At 31.1% G+C, this 16094-nt stretch carries 12 protein-coding genes; 9 read left to right on the top strand and 3 right to left on the bottom strand.

Annotation, left to right across the window (positions count from 1 at the left end):
• Positions 1–61: 61 nt before the first annotated feature.
• The 6 genes from CLRAG_RS15400 to CLRAG_RS15375 all read left to right on the top strand — a co-directional run bounded on the left by CLRAG_RS15400 (position 62) and on the right by CLRAG_RS15375 (position 9939).
• Positions 62–2089, top strand: a complete 2028-nt coding sequence (locus CLRAG_RS15400) for a urocanate hydratase (RefSeq protein ID WP_013238798.1) — start codon at positions 62–64, stop codon at positions 2087–2089.
• 217 nt (positions 2090–2306) lie between these two features.
• Complete coding sequence (gene hutI, locus CLRAG_RS15395; protein WP_013238797.1) at positions 2307–3560, top strand: imidazolonepropionase; 1254 nt, start codon at positions 2307–2309, stop codon at positions 3558–3560.
• Positions 3561–3631: 71 nt separating this feature from the next.
• Positions 3632–5152, top strand: a complete 1521-nt coding sequence (gene hutH, locus CLRAG_RS15390; RefSeq protein WP_065079210.1) for a histidine ammonia-lyase — start codon at positions 3632–3634, stop codon at positions 5150–5152.
• Positions 5153–5537: 385 nt separating this feature from the next.
• The gene (locus CLRAG_RS15385; RefSeq protein WP_013238795.1) at positions 5538–6941 is read left to right on the top strand and encodes an APC family permease; all 1404 of its coding nucleotides are present in this window, start codon (positions 5538–5540) and stop codon (positions 6939–6941) included.
• 207 nt (positions 6942–7148) lie between these two features.
• A complete protein-coding gene (locus CLRAG_RS15380) occupies positions 7149–7787 on the top strand; it encodes a cyclodeaminase/cyclohydrolase family protein (protein ID WP_013238794.1) in 639 nt (212 codons plus the stop codon).
• Positions 7788–7944: 157 nt separating this feature from the next.
• Positions 7945–9939: a methyl-accepting chemotaxis protein gene (locus CLRAG_RS15375; RefSeq protein WP_065079209.1), complete on the top strand. Its 1995-nt coding sequence runs from the start codon at positions 7945–7947 to the stop codon at positions 9937–9939.
• 35 nt (positions 9940–9974) lie between these two features.
• Here CLRAG_RS15375 and hutG read toward each other — a convergent pair whose 3' ends face one another.
• Positions 9975–10994, bottom strand: a complete 1020-nt coding sequence (hutG, locus tag CLRAG_RS15370) for a formimidoylglutamase (protein ID WP_013238792.1) — start codon at positions 10992–10994, stop codon at positions 9975–9977.
• Positions 10995–11236: 242 nt separating this feature from the next.
• On the opposite strand from hutG, the gene CLRAG_RS15365 reads away from it, so the two are divergent.
• Complete coding sequence (locus CLRAG_RS15365; protein WP_013238791.1) at positions 11237–11839, top strand: molybdenum cofactor guanylyltransferase; 603 nt, start codon at positions 11237–11239, stop codon at positions 11837–11839.
• Positions 11840–11913: 74 nt separating this feature from the next.
• Here CLRAG_RS15365 and CLRAG_RS15360 read toward each other — a convergent pair whose 3' ends face one another.
• Entirely contained in the window at positions 11914–12669 is a 756-nt protein-coding gene (locus tag CLRAG_RS15360) for a tRNA threonylcarbamoyladenosine dehydratase (protein ID WP_013238790.1), read from the bottom strand.
• 246 nt (positions 12670–12915) lie between these two features.
• Here CLRAG_RS15360 and CLRAG_RS15355 point away from each other — a divergent pair, with 246 nt between their 5' ends.
• Complete coding sequence (locus CLRAG_RS15355) at positions 12916–13749, top strand: carbon-nitrogen hydrolase family protein (RefSeq protein WP_083985751.1); 834 nt, start codon at positions 12916–12918, stop codon at positions 13747–13749.
• A gap of 115 nt (positions 13750–13864) precedes the next feature.
• On the opposite strand, the gene yedF is transcribed toward CLRAG_RS15355, so the two are convergent.
• Positions 13865–14446, bottom strand: a complete 582-nt coding sequence (gene yedF, locus CLRAG_RS15350; RefSeq protein WP_065079208.1) for a sulfurtransferase-like selenium metabolism protein YedF — start codon at positions 14444–14446, stop codon at positions 13865–13867.
• A gap of 250 nt (positions 14447–14696) precedes the next feature.
• On the opposite strand from yedF, the gene CLRAG_RS15345 reads away from it, so the two are divergent.
• The gene (locus tag CLRAG_RS15345) at positions 14697–16094 is read left to right on the top strand and encodes a glycosyltransferase family 2 protein (protein WP_065079305.1); all 1398 of its coding nucleotides are present in this window, start codon (positions 14697–14699) and stop codon (positions 16092–16094) included.

The raw sequence follows: 16094 nt of genomic DNA, 5'->3' as shown, positions 1-16094 counted from the left end.
TTTATATTACAAATAGTTTAAATATAATGAAATTATTATATTTAACATAGGAGGACATGATATGATTAAGAACATTGATGTTAGTGAAGCTATGACTGTAAAACTAGATGATGAATTACCTGAAATGCCAAAATTTGTAGAAGGCATAAGAAGGGCACCGGATAGAGGATTCAATTTGACACAATCCCAGACGGAAATTGCTTTAAAAAATGCTCTAAGGTATATACCACCTAAATACCATGAACAATTAATACCAGAATTTTTAGAAGAGCTTACCACAAGGGGAAGAATTTATGGATATAGATTCAGACCTGAAGGAAGAATACATGGAAAACCTATAGACGAGTATAAGGGAAAATGTACAGAAGGTAAAGCCTTCCAAGTTATGATAGAAAATAACTTAGATTTTGAAGTAGCTCTATATCCATATGAATTAGTTACTTATGGAGAGACAGGAAGCGTTTGTCAGAACTGGATGCAGTATAGACTTATAAAAAAATACTTGGAAGTTATGACTCAAGATCAAACTTTAGTAGTTGAATCAGGACATCCTCTTGGACTGTTCAAATCAAAACCAGAAGCACCTAGAGTAATAATAACAAATGCCATGATGGTTGGAATGTTTGACAATCAAAAGGATTGGGAAATAGCAGAAGAAATGGGAGTTGCAAACTATGGACAGATGACTGCAGGAGGATGGATGTATATAGGACCACAGGGTATAGTTCATGGTACATTTAATACATTATTGAATGCAGGAAGAATGAAGCTTGGTATTCCGAACGATGGAGACTTGAGAGGACATTTATTTATAACTTCAGGTCTTGGAGGAATGAGTGGAGCTCAGCCAAAGGCTATAGAAATAGCAAATGGAGTAGGCATAATAGCAGAAGTAGACCAGTCTAGAATTGACACAAGACTTAATCAAGGATGGGTAAAAGAATCATCTTCTGACCTTGATAGAATATTTAAGGTTGCAAAGGAATACATGGAGAAAAAAGAACCTATGTCCATTGCATACCATGGAAACATAGTAGATTTGCTGGAATACGTAGTTAAAAATAATATAAAAGTAGAGTTATTGTCAGACCAGACTTCCTGTCATGCCGTATATGAAGGTGGATACTGTCCTCAGGGAATTAGCTTTGAAGAAAGGACAAGACTTCTTGCAGAAGATAGAGAAAAGTTTGATAAATTAGTAGATAAGAGTTTGAGAAGACATTTTGAATTAATAAAAGCTCTTGTAGATAAGGGAACATATTTCTTTGACTATGGAAATTCCTTTATGAAAGCAGTATATGATGCAGGAGTTAAAGAAATATCCAAAAATGGAATAGATGAAAAGGATGGATTTATATTCCCTTCCTATGTAGAGGATATAATGGGACCTCAACTGTTTGACTACGGATATGGACCATTTAGATGGGTATGCTTAAGTGGAAAGAGTGAAGATTTAATAAAAACAGATAAAGCTGCCATGGAATGTATAGATCCAAATAGAAGATACCAGGATAGAGATAACTATAACTGGATAAAGGATGCAGAAAAGAATAAGTTGGTAGTTGGAACCCAGGCAAGGATACTATACCAGGATGCAACTGGTAGAATAAATATTGCACTTAAGTTTAATGAAATGGTAAGAAAAGGTGAAATTGGACCTGTAATGATGGGAAGAGACCACCATGATGTAAGTGGAACAGATTCTCCATTTAGAGAAACTTCAAATATTAAAGACGGAAGTAATGTAATGGCAGATATGGCTGTCCAGTGTTATGCAGGAAATGCAGCAAGGGGAATGAGCTTAGTTGCACTCCACAATGGAGGCGGCGTTGGTATAGGAAAATCTATAAACGGAGGCTTTGGACTTATACTTGATGGAAGCCATAAAGCAGATGAAATAATAAAATCAGCATTAAGCTGGGATGTAATGAGTGGTGTTTCAAGACGTTCTTGGGCAAGAAATGAGCATGCTATTGAAACAGTAGTAGAATTCAATAAAAATAATAAGGGAACAGATCATGTAACTCTTCCATATTTAACAAATGAGGAAGATGTAAAGAAAGCAGTAAGTAAGTATTTTCAAAAGTAAAAGTACTTTTATAAACAGAGTTCTTGGCATGAGATGGAGTTTTGACTCCAACTCATACTTAGAAATCGTTATCCAGGGACGTAGCTGCTATTTACTCCAACTAAGAGAAAAGCAGATATCCCAAATCTTTGATTTGGTGATAGTCGCTTTCGCTGTGTGCGTGGGAGTATTAGAGCAGGTAGTCATCGGATAAAATTTTTGAAGGGAGGGAATTAGTATGATAATTAAAGATATAGATTGTCTTGTAACTTGTGCCGGCAGTTATCCAAAGACAAAAGAAAAGTTAAAAGATGCACAAATAATTAAAAATGGATACATAGTTGCAGACAATGATACAATAGTAGATGTTGGCAGCGGCGATGGATACAAAAAGTATTTAAATGACCGTGAAGTTGTAATAGACGGAAAAGGTAAAACTGTTACGCCAGGTCTTGTAGACAGCCATACCCATGTGGTATATGCAGGGTCAAGGGAATTTGAATTATCTTTGAAGCTGAAAAATGTAAAATATATAGATATATTGAAAGCTGGAGGAGGAATATTAAGCACTGTAAACAGTGTGAGAAATACTTCTCTTGAGAAGATCCAAAGTGAAACTAAAAAGAGATTGGATTTAATGCTTTTACACGGAACTACTACTGTTGAGAGTAAATCAGGTTATGGACTTGATTTTGAAAATGAAATAAAAATGCTGAATGTAAATAAAAATTTAAATGACGAACACCCAATTAGTATAGTTTCTACTTATCTAGGTGCTCATGCAGTTCCAGAAGAATTTAAAGATAACAGGGATGGATACATAGACCTTATAATAAATAAGGTAATTCCATATGTTAAAGAACAAAACTTAGCAGAATTCATTGACTGCTTTTGTGAAAAAGGTGTATTTTCAGTAGAAGAGGCAAGAAAAATTTTAGAAGCAGGCAAGAAAGCTGGATTTAAGGCTAAAATTCATGCAGATGAAGTGGAATCCATATCAGCAGCAGAACTTGCAGGTGAGATTAAAGCAGTATCTGCAGAACATTTAGTGTCAGCTTCTGACGAAGGTATAAAATCACTTGCAAATAATAAAGTAGTTGCAGTACTTTTACCTACGACTTCTTTTTACTTGATGTTAAATAAATTTGCACGGGCAAGGAAAATGATAGAAGAGGGAGTTATAGTTGCACTTGCTACAGACTGCAATCCTGGTACTTCTCCTACAGAATCCCTTCAAAGTACAATGACTTTTGCATGCTTTGGACTTAAAATGCTGCCAGAAGAAATAATAAATGCAATGACTATAAATGCAGCAGTTGCAATTTCAAAAGAGAAAGAAATAGGAAGTATTGAAAAAGGTAAAAAAGCCGATATATCTATATTTAATGCAAAAAACCTAGATTATTTAATTTATCATTTTGGTGTAAATGCAGTAGATACAGTAGTTAAAGATGGTACAGTTGTAGTAAAAAATGGACAGTTAGTATATTAAAAAGTAAAGATAAAAAACAGAAAGTTATAGAAAACAAATTAGCATAATGACATTAGGAGGTAATATAAGATATGAAAACTATTAATTTAAATGGAGAAAATCTTACTATAGAGGATATTATAAATGTTGCATACAACGGATATAAGGTTTCTGCTACAGAAGAAGCTAAGGAAAAAATTAAAAAATCAAGAAAAGTAGTAGATGGCATAGTTGAGAGAAATGATACAAAGTATGGAATTACTACTGGATTTGGAAAATTTTCCGATGTAACTATATCAGGAGAAGAATGCAAAACACTTCAGAAAAACTTAATAATGTCCCATTCATGCGGTGCTGGACGAAAGTTTCCAAAAGAAGTAGTAAGGACAATAATGTTATTGAGGGCAAATAACCTAGTTAAAGGATATTCAGGAATAAGACTTAGTGTTTTTGAAACTCTCTTAGATATGTTAAATAAAGGTGTACATCCATGTATACCGGAAAAGGGTTCTTTAGGAGCCTCTGGTGATTTAGCACCTTTAGCACATATGGTATTACCTATGCTTGGGGAAGGAGAAGCTGAGTTCCAAGGTGAAATTTTACCTGGAAAAGAAGCTATGGAAAAGGCAGGAATAGCTACAGTAGAACTTGTAGCTAAAGAAGGTTTAGCTCTTATAAATGGGACTCAGGTAATGACTGCAGTAGGTTCATTAGCTTTGTATAAAGCTATAAATCTTTTAAAAGTTAGTGATATTACAGCAGCACTTACTATAGAAGCTTTAAGAGGAGTAAGAGATGCTTTTGACTTAAGGACACATATGTTAAGACCGCATGCAGGTCAAATTCAAACAGCTAAAAATATAAACGCACTAACGGAAGGCAGTTCTTTTATGACTAATCAAGGTGACTTAAGAGTACAGGATGCTTATACTTTAAGGTGTGTACCACAAGTTCATGGTGCCAGCAAAGATGCTGTAAATTATGTTAAAAATAAAGTAGAAATAGAGATAAATTCCGTTACAGATAATCCCATTATATTTGACAATGCGGATGTAATATCGGGAGGAAACTTTCATGGACAGCCTATGGCTTTAAGTTTTGATTTCCTTGGAATTGCAATGTCAGAGGTTGCTAACATATCAGAAAGAAGACTGGAAAGATTGGTAAATTACCAATTAAATGATTTGCCTCCTTTCTTAGCAAAGAACGGTGGACTTAACTCAGGATTTATGATTACACAGTATGCAGCAGCATTGGTATCAGAAAACAAAGTGCTTGCACATCCAGCAAGTGTAGATTCTATTTCTTCATCAGCTAACCAAGAAGATCACGTAAGTATGGGCACTATTGCAGCAAGAAAGAGTTTAGCAATTGTAAACAATGCAACAAGAGTAGTTGCAACAGAACTTATGGCTGCTTGTCAGGCTATAGATTTTAGAGATGGACTTAAGCTTGGTAAAGGTACTCAGGAAGCATATAATGTAGTAAGAAATAAAGTAAGCTTTATAGAAAAAGATAAAATTATGTATAAAGAATTGGAAAAATGTGATGAACTTATAACAAGTGGAGAACTTCTAAAAGCAGTTGAAGAAAAAGTAAATTTAGGAATATAAAATAAAGTTCAGGATACTTGAAAATCATAATTCTATTAATAGTAGAAATAGATTGAGGCTAGGTATTTAATAATTTATGGCTGGCATTAAAATGAATATAAAATTCATTTTGTGTCCAGTTATAAATCAAGTACCTTATACAAATCATGCTGTAATATGTTATACTATGGAAAATTAAATTTTTATCAATGTAATCGTTTATCTAATTTTAACATTTTTAACACCAATAAAATATAGCTAGTCCGTTAAATTTGAATAAAGATATTCGATGAACAGGGTTATTATTAAAGTGTTATTTTCATCTACCACTTTTCTAGTACGCGTTTTGGTTATTGAAAATATGTTTTAAATTAACTACTAAACTAATTATATGGGGGGATTAGATGTGAATTTATTTAGGAAAAAAACCGTGGAGGATTTTAGCGTTTCTGTAAAAAAAAGTGGACTTAAAAAGGAACTAAATTATATGGATTTAGCATGCTTAGGAATTGGTTCCGTAGTAGGCAGCGGCGTCTTTGTTTCTGCAGGACAAGGGGCTCAAATAGCAGGACCTGCAGTTATAATGTCATTTATAATAGCTGCTATTACAAGTGGATTCTGCGGACTTACTTATTCAGAACTTGCTACTATGTTTCCTGTTGCTGGAAGTACTTATTCCTATTGCTATGTTGCTTTTGGTGAAATTATAGCCTGGATTATTGGATGGAATTTAATGCTTGAATATCTTGTTTCTGGAGCAGCAGTTGCTTCAGGATGGTCTGGTACTTTTGTTGGGGTTTTAAAATCCTGTGGTATCAATTTACCTGCAGCAATTACCGCTTCTCCACTTAAAGGCGGAATTGTTGACTTACCTTCTGTTTTAATTGTTGCTGCTATAACATGGGTATTATATATTGGTGTAACTCAAAGTACTAAAGTAAACAATATTATAGTTGCTATAAAAGTAGCTGTAATACTTATATTCATATTTATTGGCGTAACTCATATAAATCCTGCAAATTATCATCCTTTTGCACCATACGGAATGAAAGGTGTAATGTCCGGTGCTGCAATTATATTCTTTGCTTTTATAGGTTTTGATTCAGTATCTACTGCTGCAGAAGAAACAGCAAATCCTAAGAGAGATGTTCCTATTGGACTCGCTATTTGTTTAGGTGTAACTATTGTATTATATGTAGCTGTTGCATGTGTACTTACAGGAATGGTGCCATTTAAAGCTATAGATATAACTAATGCACTTCCAGCTGCTTTAGCTAGAGTGGGAATCAATTGGGGTTCTGCATTAGTTGGTGTAGGTGCAGTTGTTGGAATGATTTCTACAATTCTTGTAATATTGTATGGACAGGTTAGAATATTTATGGTTATGGCAAGAGATGGATTACTGCCTAAAGCATTTTCTAGTGTAAACAAGAAACATAGTACGCCAGGTATATGTACTATAATAACAGGAGTTATAACAGCTGTTATATGTGGACTTTTCCCACTTGACGTGATTATTGATTTATGTAATATTGGTACATTATCGGCTTTCTTGTTTGTATCCATAGGAGTAATTGTTCTCAGAAAAACTTTGCCTAATGTTGAAAGAAAATTTAAATGTCCGGGAGTTCCGTTTGTACCAATATTAACAGTACTATGTTGTCTATATCTTATGATAAGTTTGCCAGGTGTTACTTGGATTAGATTTGCTATATGGACTGGAGTAGGTTTGTTATTATACTTTGCTTATGGAATGAAACACAGTATATTAAATGATGAAAAACATAATTGTGTTGGAGATAAAAATTAGGGTATAGATTTTTAATGTATAAACAAAAGATTGTAATATATAATTAAAATAATTTATAAAAGGCACATTTTATAAATAGTGAAAATGTGCCTTTTTATAATAAATAATGAATTGAATTTATTTTAAGCACATTTTACATTGTGTTTGATGGAAGATAAAGTCGACTGCTAGTATATTAAAAAATTTTTTTGCTTAGGAGGAAAAAATATGCTGCAAGATTTAAAATTAAAAGATTTTATAAACGAGTTAGGTTCTAATTCACCAGCACCGGGTGGGGGAAGCATTGCTGCTCTTTCAGCAAGTATGGCTAGTGCTCTAGCAAGTATGGTTTTTAATTTGACTATAGGTAAAAAGGAATATTTAGAATACGATGATTCTATAAAAAAGAATATTGATACTTCCTTAGAGGAAGTTAGCTTGTGCAAAAAAGATTTCTTGAATTTTATGGAAAAAGACACAGATGCTTTTTTATCCTTGATGAAAGCATACAAGATGCCTAAAAAAACAGAAGAGGAAATAAAGTTTAGAAAAGAAGCTATAAAAAAAGGTAATGAAAATGCACAAAATATACCTTTTGAAGTAGCAAAGAGTGCTTATAAATTATATTCCTATATAGCCATAGCAGTAAACTATGGAAATAAAAATGCAATTTCTGATGCTGGTGTTGCAGCTTCATTAACGGAGACGGCAATAGAAGGAGCACTACTTAATGTAAAGATAAATATTCAGGGCATCAAAGATGAAGTTTATAAGAAAAAAATGACGGATGAATGCAGCAAGCTGTTGAAAAAGAGCACTGATAAAAAGAAAGAAATTATGGAAATTATAGAGGAAAAATTAAAATAGAGTTTAATTTAAAACAATTTATGATGTAATGTAGTAATATTTAGCATATGAAAAGGCACTTTTTAAAAATGTGTCTTTTCATATGCTTTAAGTTAGTACATTTTATTGTGATAGCTATAATAATTTAAGAAAAATATAACAAAATAGGAGAATATTTATGAAAAGTATTAAATCAAAAATAGTATTGCTTGCTTCATTAATATGCATTTTTAGCTTATTGATATCGTCTGCAGTTACATATTACATATCTTATCGAGTTGTTACTAGTCAAGCCAAAGATAAGATTTTAGTTTCATCAGACAAATATGCAGAGTCAATTGATAAATGGTTTGATGGCGAGGGAAAAATAGTAAATGAAATTGGAGACTCTGTAGAAAATATAGGTATTGTACAAAAAAGTAGTGAGCTCAGTTATCTTCAGGAAAAATTAAAAGATAATAAATCTGCTACAGACATATATATAGGAGCTGCAGATAAAAGCAATATTGATGCCGGTGGATGGGTTCCTCCAGCTGGATATGATTGTACACAGAGAGACTGGTACAAGAAAGCTGTAGAAAAAAAAGGAATAATCTATTCTTCTCCTTATTTAGATATGGATATAAAAAAAATGGTTATAACTATAGCTAGACCTATATTTCAAAATGGGAATATAGTTGGTGTTTTAGCCTGTGATATTAATTTGGAAACAATTACTAACATCATTCAAAAAGCAAAGGTAATAAATAATAGCTATGGATTTCTAATAGATAATGATAATAATTTTATAATTCACCCCAGCAAGGATTTTCAGCCTAAGGAAAAGAAACTTGAAAATGTGAATAATGTCATGAATGGACAATTTAAAAATATTTTAAGTAATAATTTTGTAAAGTTAAAAGATTATGATGGTGGTGAAAAATATTTTGTAACTTCCCAAATACCATCTACCAGCTGGACAGTTGGATTTTCAGTACCTGTATCCGAACTTACTAAAGCACTTCAAAGTTTAGTAAAATCCTTTATAATAATTATTGCCCTATGTATAATTGCGGCTTTTATGGTTTCTGTATATTTTGGTAAAAAAATAGGGGATCCTATATTGTCTCTATCAAAGATGGCAGATAAAATATCTAAGTTTGATTTGACTTATGATGATAAATATAATTACCTGCTAAATTATAAAGATGAAATAGGAAAACTATCAAATTCTTTTAATATAATGCATAAGGAGCTAGTTCAACTTATAAAAGAAATACTGGGTGATTCGGATGATATAAATAAATCCAGTACGGAATTAACTAAGCTTGCAGAGCAGTTATCTTTAAAGTCTGAAACTATGAATAGTGCAGTGAAAAATATAGTAGACAGCATACAGGAAACAAGCGCAGTATCAGAAGAAATCAGTGCCTCTATAGAAGAAATAGGTGGGAATGTAAACCAATTATCTGAAAGGGCTGTAGAAGGAAATAGTAGTGCAGAACAAATTCAAAATACAGCTGTGGATATACGAAATAAAACAGGTGAATCCATAGAGAAAACAAGAAAAATGTATGAAGAAAAACGAGAAAAAATGCTAAAAGTAATTGAGGACATCAAAGTAGTAGAAAATATAAAAGTTATGGCAGATACCATTGCAAGTATAGCAGAAAACACAGAATTATTGGCATTAAATGCAGCTATAGAAGCAGCTAGAGCAGGGGAAAAGGGCAAAGGATTTGAAGTAGTAGCAGGTGAGGTAAGAAGACTTGCAGAACAGTCCTCACAGGCTGTTGTAGCTATTCAGGGTACTATTTCAAAGGTATATGAAGCTTTTAAGTCTTGCTCGGGTAACGGAAATGATATACTAGATTTTATACACGAAAATGTAGATCCCCAATTAGAAGCTTTCAGAGATACAGGAGACAAGTATTACAAGGATGCTGAATTCTTAAATAAGATGTCTTATGATGTAGCGTCTATGTCAGAGGAATTAAATGCTACTGTAAGCCAAATGAATGATGTAGTACAAAATATGGCACAAAATGCATTTAAATCTTCTGAAAATGCAGAGACAATAAGAGGAAACATTGATGAAACCTCTACACATATAGAGAAAATAGTATCAACAGCCGAAAGGGAAGAGCAATTAGCAGAAAAGTTAAATAGTATAGTTAAAAAATTTAAAATTTAAAAAATGTGTCCTGTTTTTAAAGCAGGACACATTTTTTAATAACCTACAAATAGATTATTTATTGTAGATAATGTATTTACTACTGAAAATATTATGACAGCAGCTAAATTTGCCGTAGTTTTATCCTGGTCAAACCTAGGAGAAACTTCACATATGTCAAAACTTACTACTTTGTTGGATTTTAATATGTATTTTAAGAATTTTAAAACTTTTTCTGGGTCAAGTCCCAGGGATTGGGTAGCACTTACTCCAGGTGCATAAGATGAAGTAAATACGTCAGAGCATATTGTTATGTAAATGTCCTCATGCTCTTTAATAAAGTCATTCAGCTTATCTAAGGTATTCCACTCAGTATCGTTAGTTACATCTTTAGCTAGTACATATTTTACTCCAAATTTATGTGCTGTTTTAAAAAGATCTACAGTGTTACTGTGATTTTGTATACCCATGCAAAAATAGGAATAGTCAATTCCCTTATCTGCATTGAGATCATGAATTTGTCTGAACATTGTTCCTGAACTGGCACCTTTTTCATAAGGTCTAAGGTCAAAATGAGCATCAAAATTTATAATACCAATGTCAGGAGTTTTAGTATGTTTACTTAAGTTATTTAATACTCCTTTGTAATTTCCAAAAGTAGTTTCATGACCTCCTCCTAGAATTATAGGAAAAAGATTTAAACTTAATATTTTAGATACTGCTTTTGAAAGTAGATCTTGACTTTCTTCTAGAGAATTATCATCACAAATAATATTGCCAAAGTCAAATAAATTAACGTCTTTTGTAAAAAAACAAGGAAGGTTTGCCATTTCTTTTCTAATACTTTCTGGGCCTTTTGAAGCACCTGTTCTTCCATTATTGCGTCTTACACCTTCATCGCAGCAGAATCCAATAAAACCAAATCCCAGCTTACCGGTATAAGGAGAAAGATTATCTTTTCTTAAATCAATGCACTTAATCCATTGATGCCATCTGAAGGCATCAAAATTAGTTTCACTATCAACTCTACCTTTCCATAGTATTTTGTCCATAGGTTTGTAATTAGAATCAAACATTTTAAAAAGTCTCCTTCTAGCTAATTTTGTAGTTTAAATATATAGTAGCATATATATATTTATAGTATATATTTTTTTGATAAAAATGAATGAATTTTTTTAGTAAAATCTTATATTTGTCTTATAAGTACAATTAGTTAACAGTATAAATATTATGTAAATTAAAAAAATGTAAACCAAACTAGATATTACAAAAAATAAATGATAAAATATAAAAGAAAACGCACTTAGGAGGGAAAAACTTGAAAGAAAAATATACAGCAGTAATTTTGTGTGGTGGAAAAAGTAGCAGGATGGGATTTGACAAAAGTAAAATAAAAATAGGAGATAAATTTCTAGTAGAAATAACAGCAGAAAAGTTGGAGAATATATTTGATGAAGTAGTTTTTGTAGCTGAAAACAAATATAAATTTGGAAATATAAAATACACTGTACTAGAAGACTTAAAAAAGGAATATGGACCCGCAGGTGGAATATTTACAGGACTCAATTATTCTTCATCTCCATATACATTTTTTATAGCCTGTGATATGCCTTTTGTAAATTTAGAATATATAAAATACATGATGAATTTTACAAAAGAAAAAAAATTTCATGTTATAATGGCTCACAATGGAAAAGATATAGAGCCCTTGTATTCTTTTTATTCTAAAGATCTTGTACCTTATTTCAAACGGGGTATAGATTCTGGAAGATTATCTATTAGAAAAATAATAGAAGGCACTAATATAAAATATATACCAGAAACTATAAAAGAAAAATATGATAATTCACTAAGCATGTTTACCAATTTCAATTACAAAAGCGATCTAGACAACATATATGGTAAATATACACAAGATTAATGCCATATTTCTTTACAAATTAAAAAGACACAGACTAAAATATAAGTAATTAAAGCCTGTATCTTTATATGAGTTTAGATATCTATTATATCTTTTATTACCTCTCCGCCTATTATCATTCCTGCTACAGGAGGTACAAAAGAATTACTAGCCGGTATCTGACGTTTGGCAAGGCATTTTCTAGATCCTCCTGCACATACACATCCTTCTTTGCAAGTTACAACCTCATCTATCTTGGGTTTTCTAGGGACTTCTTCTGAATAAAGTACTTTTACCTTATCTATACCTCTTTTTCTAAGTTCATGCCTCATAACTTTAGCTAAAGGGCATATTTTCGTATCATATATATCAGCTATCTTAAATTTAGTAGGGTCTAATTTATTTCCAGTACCCATGCAGCTTATTATATCAACATTGTGTTTTTTACACCACATTATTAAGGATATTTTCGAAGATACGGTATCCACTGCATCTATTACATAATCCGTTTTATCTGGTATGATTTCATCTATATTGTCTTCCTTTACAAAGGTTTTGTAAGCTTCTATTTTACAATTAGGGTTTATATCTAAAACCCTGTCTCTTAAAACATCTACTTTATATTTACCTATTGTGTGAAAATTAGCTTGTATTTGTCTATTTATATTTGTTAAACAAACAGTATCATCATCTACAATTACAATGTGGCCTATACCTGCTCTGGCTATAGCCTCAAGGCTAAAACTACCTACGCCTCCTAATCCAAATATAACCACTGTACTGTCCTTCAATTTTTCCAAAGCTTCTTTACCAATTAATAATTCAGTCCTTGAAAGTGAATGTTGTTTCATTAAATAATCTCCCTCTTATCTATATTAATATCATAAAAATTATATAATTTTACCTATTTTTAAGCAATAGATTTTTCACAGTAATTCTAAAAGTAATAAATATTATTAAATTATGAAGTTTTTACGAAAACTCAAATAGTTTGGAGTAATAAATTATAGTTAATGTTATAATATAAAGTATACAACTTACGGCTATAATATGTTTTAACGATTAAATAAAACGATTTAATTTTAAGAGGTGTTTTTGTGGTAAAGATAGGTTTATGCCAAATGAAAGTTTTAAGTTGTTCTAAAAAAAGCAATATAGAAAAGGCAAAAAGCATGATAGTACAAGCTACAGATAAAGGGGCAGATATAGTAGTTCTACCTGAGATGTTTAACTGTCCTTATGACATCAAAAATTTTAGGGAATATGCAGAAGCAGAATATTGTTATGGAGATACCTTAAAAATGCTTTCCTCTGTATCAAGAGAAAAAAAGATACTTTTAATAGGAGGTTCTATACCAGAACTTGACCAGAAGGGGAATGTCTATAATACTTCCTTTGTATTCAATAAGGACGGAAATTTAATCGGCAAACATAGAAAAATGCATTTATTCGATATAGATATAAAAAATAAGATAACTTTTAAAGAATCTAAAGTTTTAACTCCAGGTAATAAAATTACAATAATAGATACGAAATGGGGAAAGATAGGTATAGCGATTTGTTATGACATAAGATTTCCTGAACTCATACGATTAATGGCTCTTAATGGTGCTAAAATACTATTTATTCCAGCAGCCTTTAACATGACTACTGGTCCAGCTCATTGGGAACTTTTGTTTAGAAGCAGGGCAGTGGATAATCAAATTTATATAGCAGGAATATCACCTGCTAGAGATATAAATTATTCTTATGTAGCTTATGGACATTCCCTTGTAGTAAATCCTTGGGGAACAATAACAGATATATTAGATGAAAAAGAGGGAATACTAATATCTGAATTAGATTTAGACTATATAAATGATGTTAGAGAGTCTTTACCCATTATTAAAAACAGAAGAAAAGATATATATGACCTAACTCTTTTACACTAAAAATTAATAAGTTGATTAATTTTTAAACTGCGTGTTGTAATTCAATCAGATATAATGAAAAGAAATAGGTAACTTTTCGTTATATCTGATGAACAGGTGAATGTAAAAGCTTAAATTATAGCTTTATGGTTTTGTCTGAAGAATTCATTTTTTCAACTATATCATACATATTAGTTATTTCACCTACAGATAATTTTTCTTTTAAACCATAAAAATCAAGGCAAGTTCCGCAGCTGTATATATTTACTCCTTTTTTATTGAGCACTTTTAAATTGTCAATGCAATCGGAACCTTCTACTGTTAGTTTTACACCACCATTTAAAAATATTAAGTTAGTTGGAATATATTTACTTTCACTCAGCGCATATAGATAACTTTTCATTAAAGTGGTTCCAAGTTCATCATCGCCAAGTCCAAGTTTATTATTTGATATAACTATAGTCAGTTTTTGTTGACTAGACTCACATAACTCACAATTACTAGCATCTTTTTTAATAGTTATATAGAATAGATCTTCCTTTTGTTCTACTTTGGCAGTAAAATTATTGTTCTTAGCAAACTTGCATACATTATTTTTTGAGACTTCATTGTCCACAACAACAGTAGCAGTTCCTTCTTCTATAGAATCAAAATACTTTTTAGTATTTATTACTGGTTGAGGACATTTTAGACCTTTACAATTTATTATATGTTCCATTATTTTATCACCCCTTAAAATATCTATGTTTCACGATAATTATAACATAGTTGAAAATATGCAAATTATATTTTTTAGTAATATAAAGTCACTTGACTATTAAAAAAATTTATAGTATGGATATATATATTAATCAGAATATTACAACAAATACAGTATGACTAAAAATTTGTGGTATTATGATATACGATAATTATGTTTATTCGTTATATAAAATAATAGAGTAAATATATTAAGGAAGGATTTTATGATGAAAGGGTTTATTTTTAATTCTACATTTGTTTTCCAAATATTAGTTTGTATACTTGCATCTTACTATCTAATACTTTCTCTATTTGGATTATACAAAAAAAAGGATAATGGCGCTGAAAAATGCACACCTAAAAATACTTTTGCACTTTTAGTGGCAGCTCATAATGAAGAAATGGTAATTGCACAAATAATAGAAAGTTTAAAAGACATTGATTATCCTAAAAATATGTATGATATCTTTGTCATTGCAGATAATTGTGATGACAATACTGCATCTATATCAAAAAAATACGGTGTTAATGTATGCGAAAGAAAAGTTCCTGATAAAAAGGGAAAAGGTTATGCTCTTGAGTGGATGTTTAACAAAATATTTAAAATGGATCGTAAATACGATGCCATAGCTATTTTTGATGCAGATAATTTAGTTTCAAAAAATTTTTTAACTGAAATGAATTACAAATTGTGCAAAGGATATAAAGTTGTTCAAGGTTACATAGATAGCAAAAATCCAAATGATTCATGGATAACAGGTTCCTATTCAATTTCTTTCTGGTCTACAAACAGACTTTTTCAACTTTCTAGATCAAATCTTGGATTGTCAACTCAAATAGGTGGAACTGGATTTTGTATGAAAACAGATATATTGAAAAAATTAGGTTGGGGTGCTACCTGCTTGACTGAAGATTTGGAATTTACATGCAAACTAGTATTAAATGGCGAAAAAGTTGGTTGGGCTCATAATGCAATAGTTTATGATGAAAAACCTTTGACCTTAAAACAATCTTGGACTCAAAGGAAAAGATGGATGCAGGGGTTTACTGATGTTGCTTCTAGGTTTTTCTTTAAGCTTATAAAAAAATCTATTGTAAATAGAAGCTTTACAGCATTTGATTGTGCAATATATACAATACAACCTTTTGTAACCTTATTACTTGGAGTTTCAGCACTCTTAACTATACTGCAAAACAACAATCCACATGGCCTAAATATATTTGTTATAAATTCGCTGTTTACATCGATTGAATGGAAAATTTTTAGTATATTTCAGTTTTTATTTACTCCTTTAATAATGCTTTTGGAGAGCAAACTTTCTAAAAAGATGTTTTCTGTATTTGCATTGTATTCTTTAAATATAATTGTGCTTTCATACGTATTTACATCTCCAACTTTTTCTCAAATGTTAATTGGAAATGTATTATATCTCTTAGTGTTTTTAATAGGTGTATCTTTGCTATGTGGTAAAAATTGTTTTAAAGTATTTATATGGTATCTTTTATATGGTATCTATACCTTAACTTGGATACCTATAACAATACAGGGTATATTGGACAAGAATAATAAAGAGTGGAATCACACGAAACATATAAGACAAATAAGCATACAAGAAATGGAATAA

This window comes from Clostridium ragsdalei P11, from assembly GCF_001675165.1.
In the GTDB taxonomy this organism is placed as follows: domain Bacteria; phylum Bacillota; class Clostridia; order Clostridiales; family Clostridiaceae; genus Clostridium_B; species Clostridium_B ragsdalei.
Note: the sequence above shows the minus strand (reverse complement) of the source record. Positions and strands in the feature narration are given on the sequence as shown.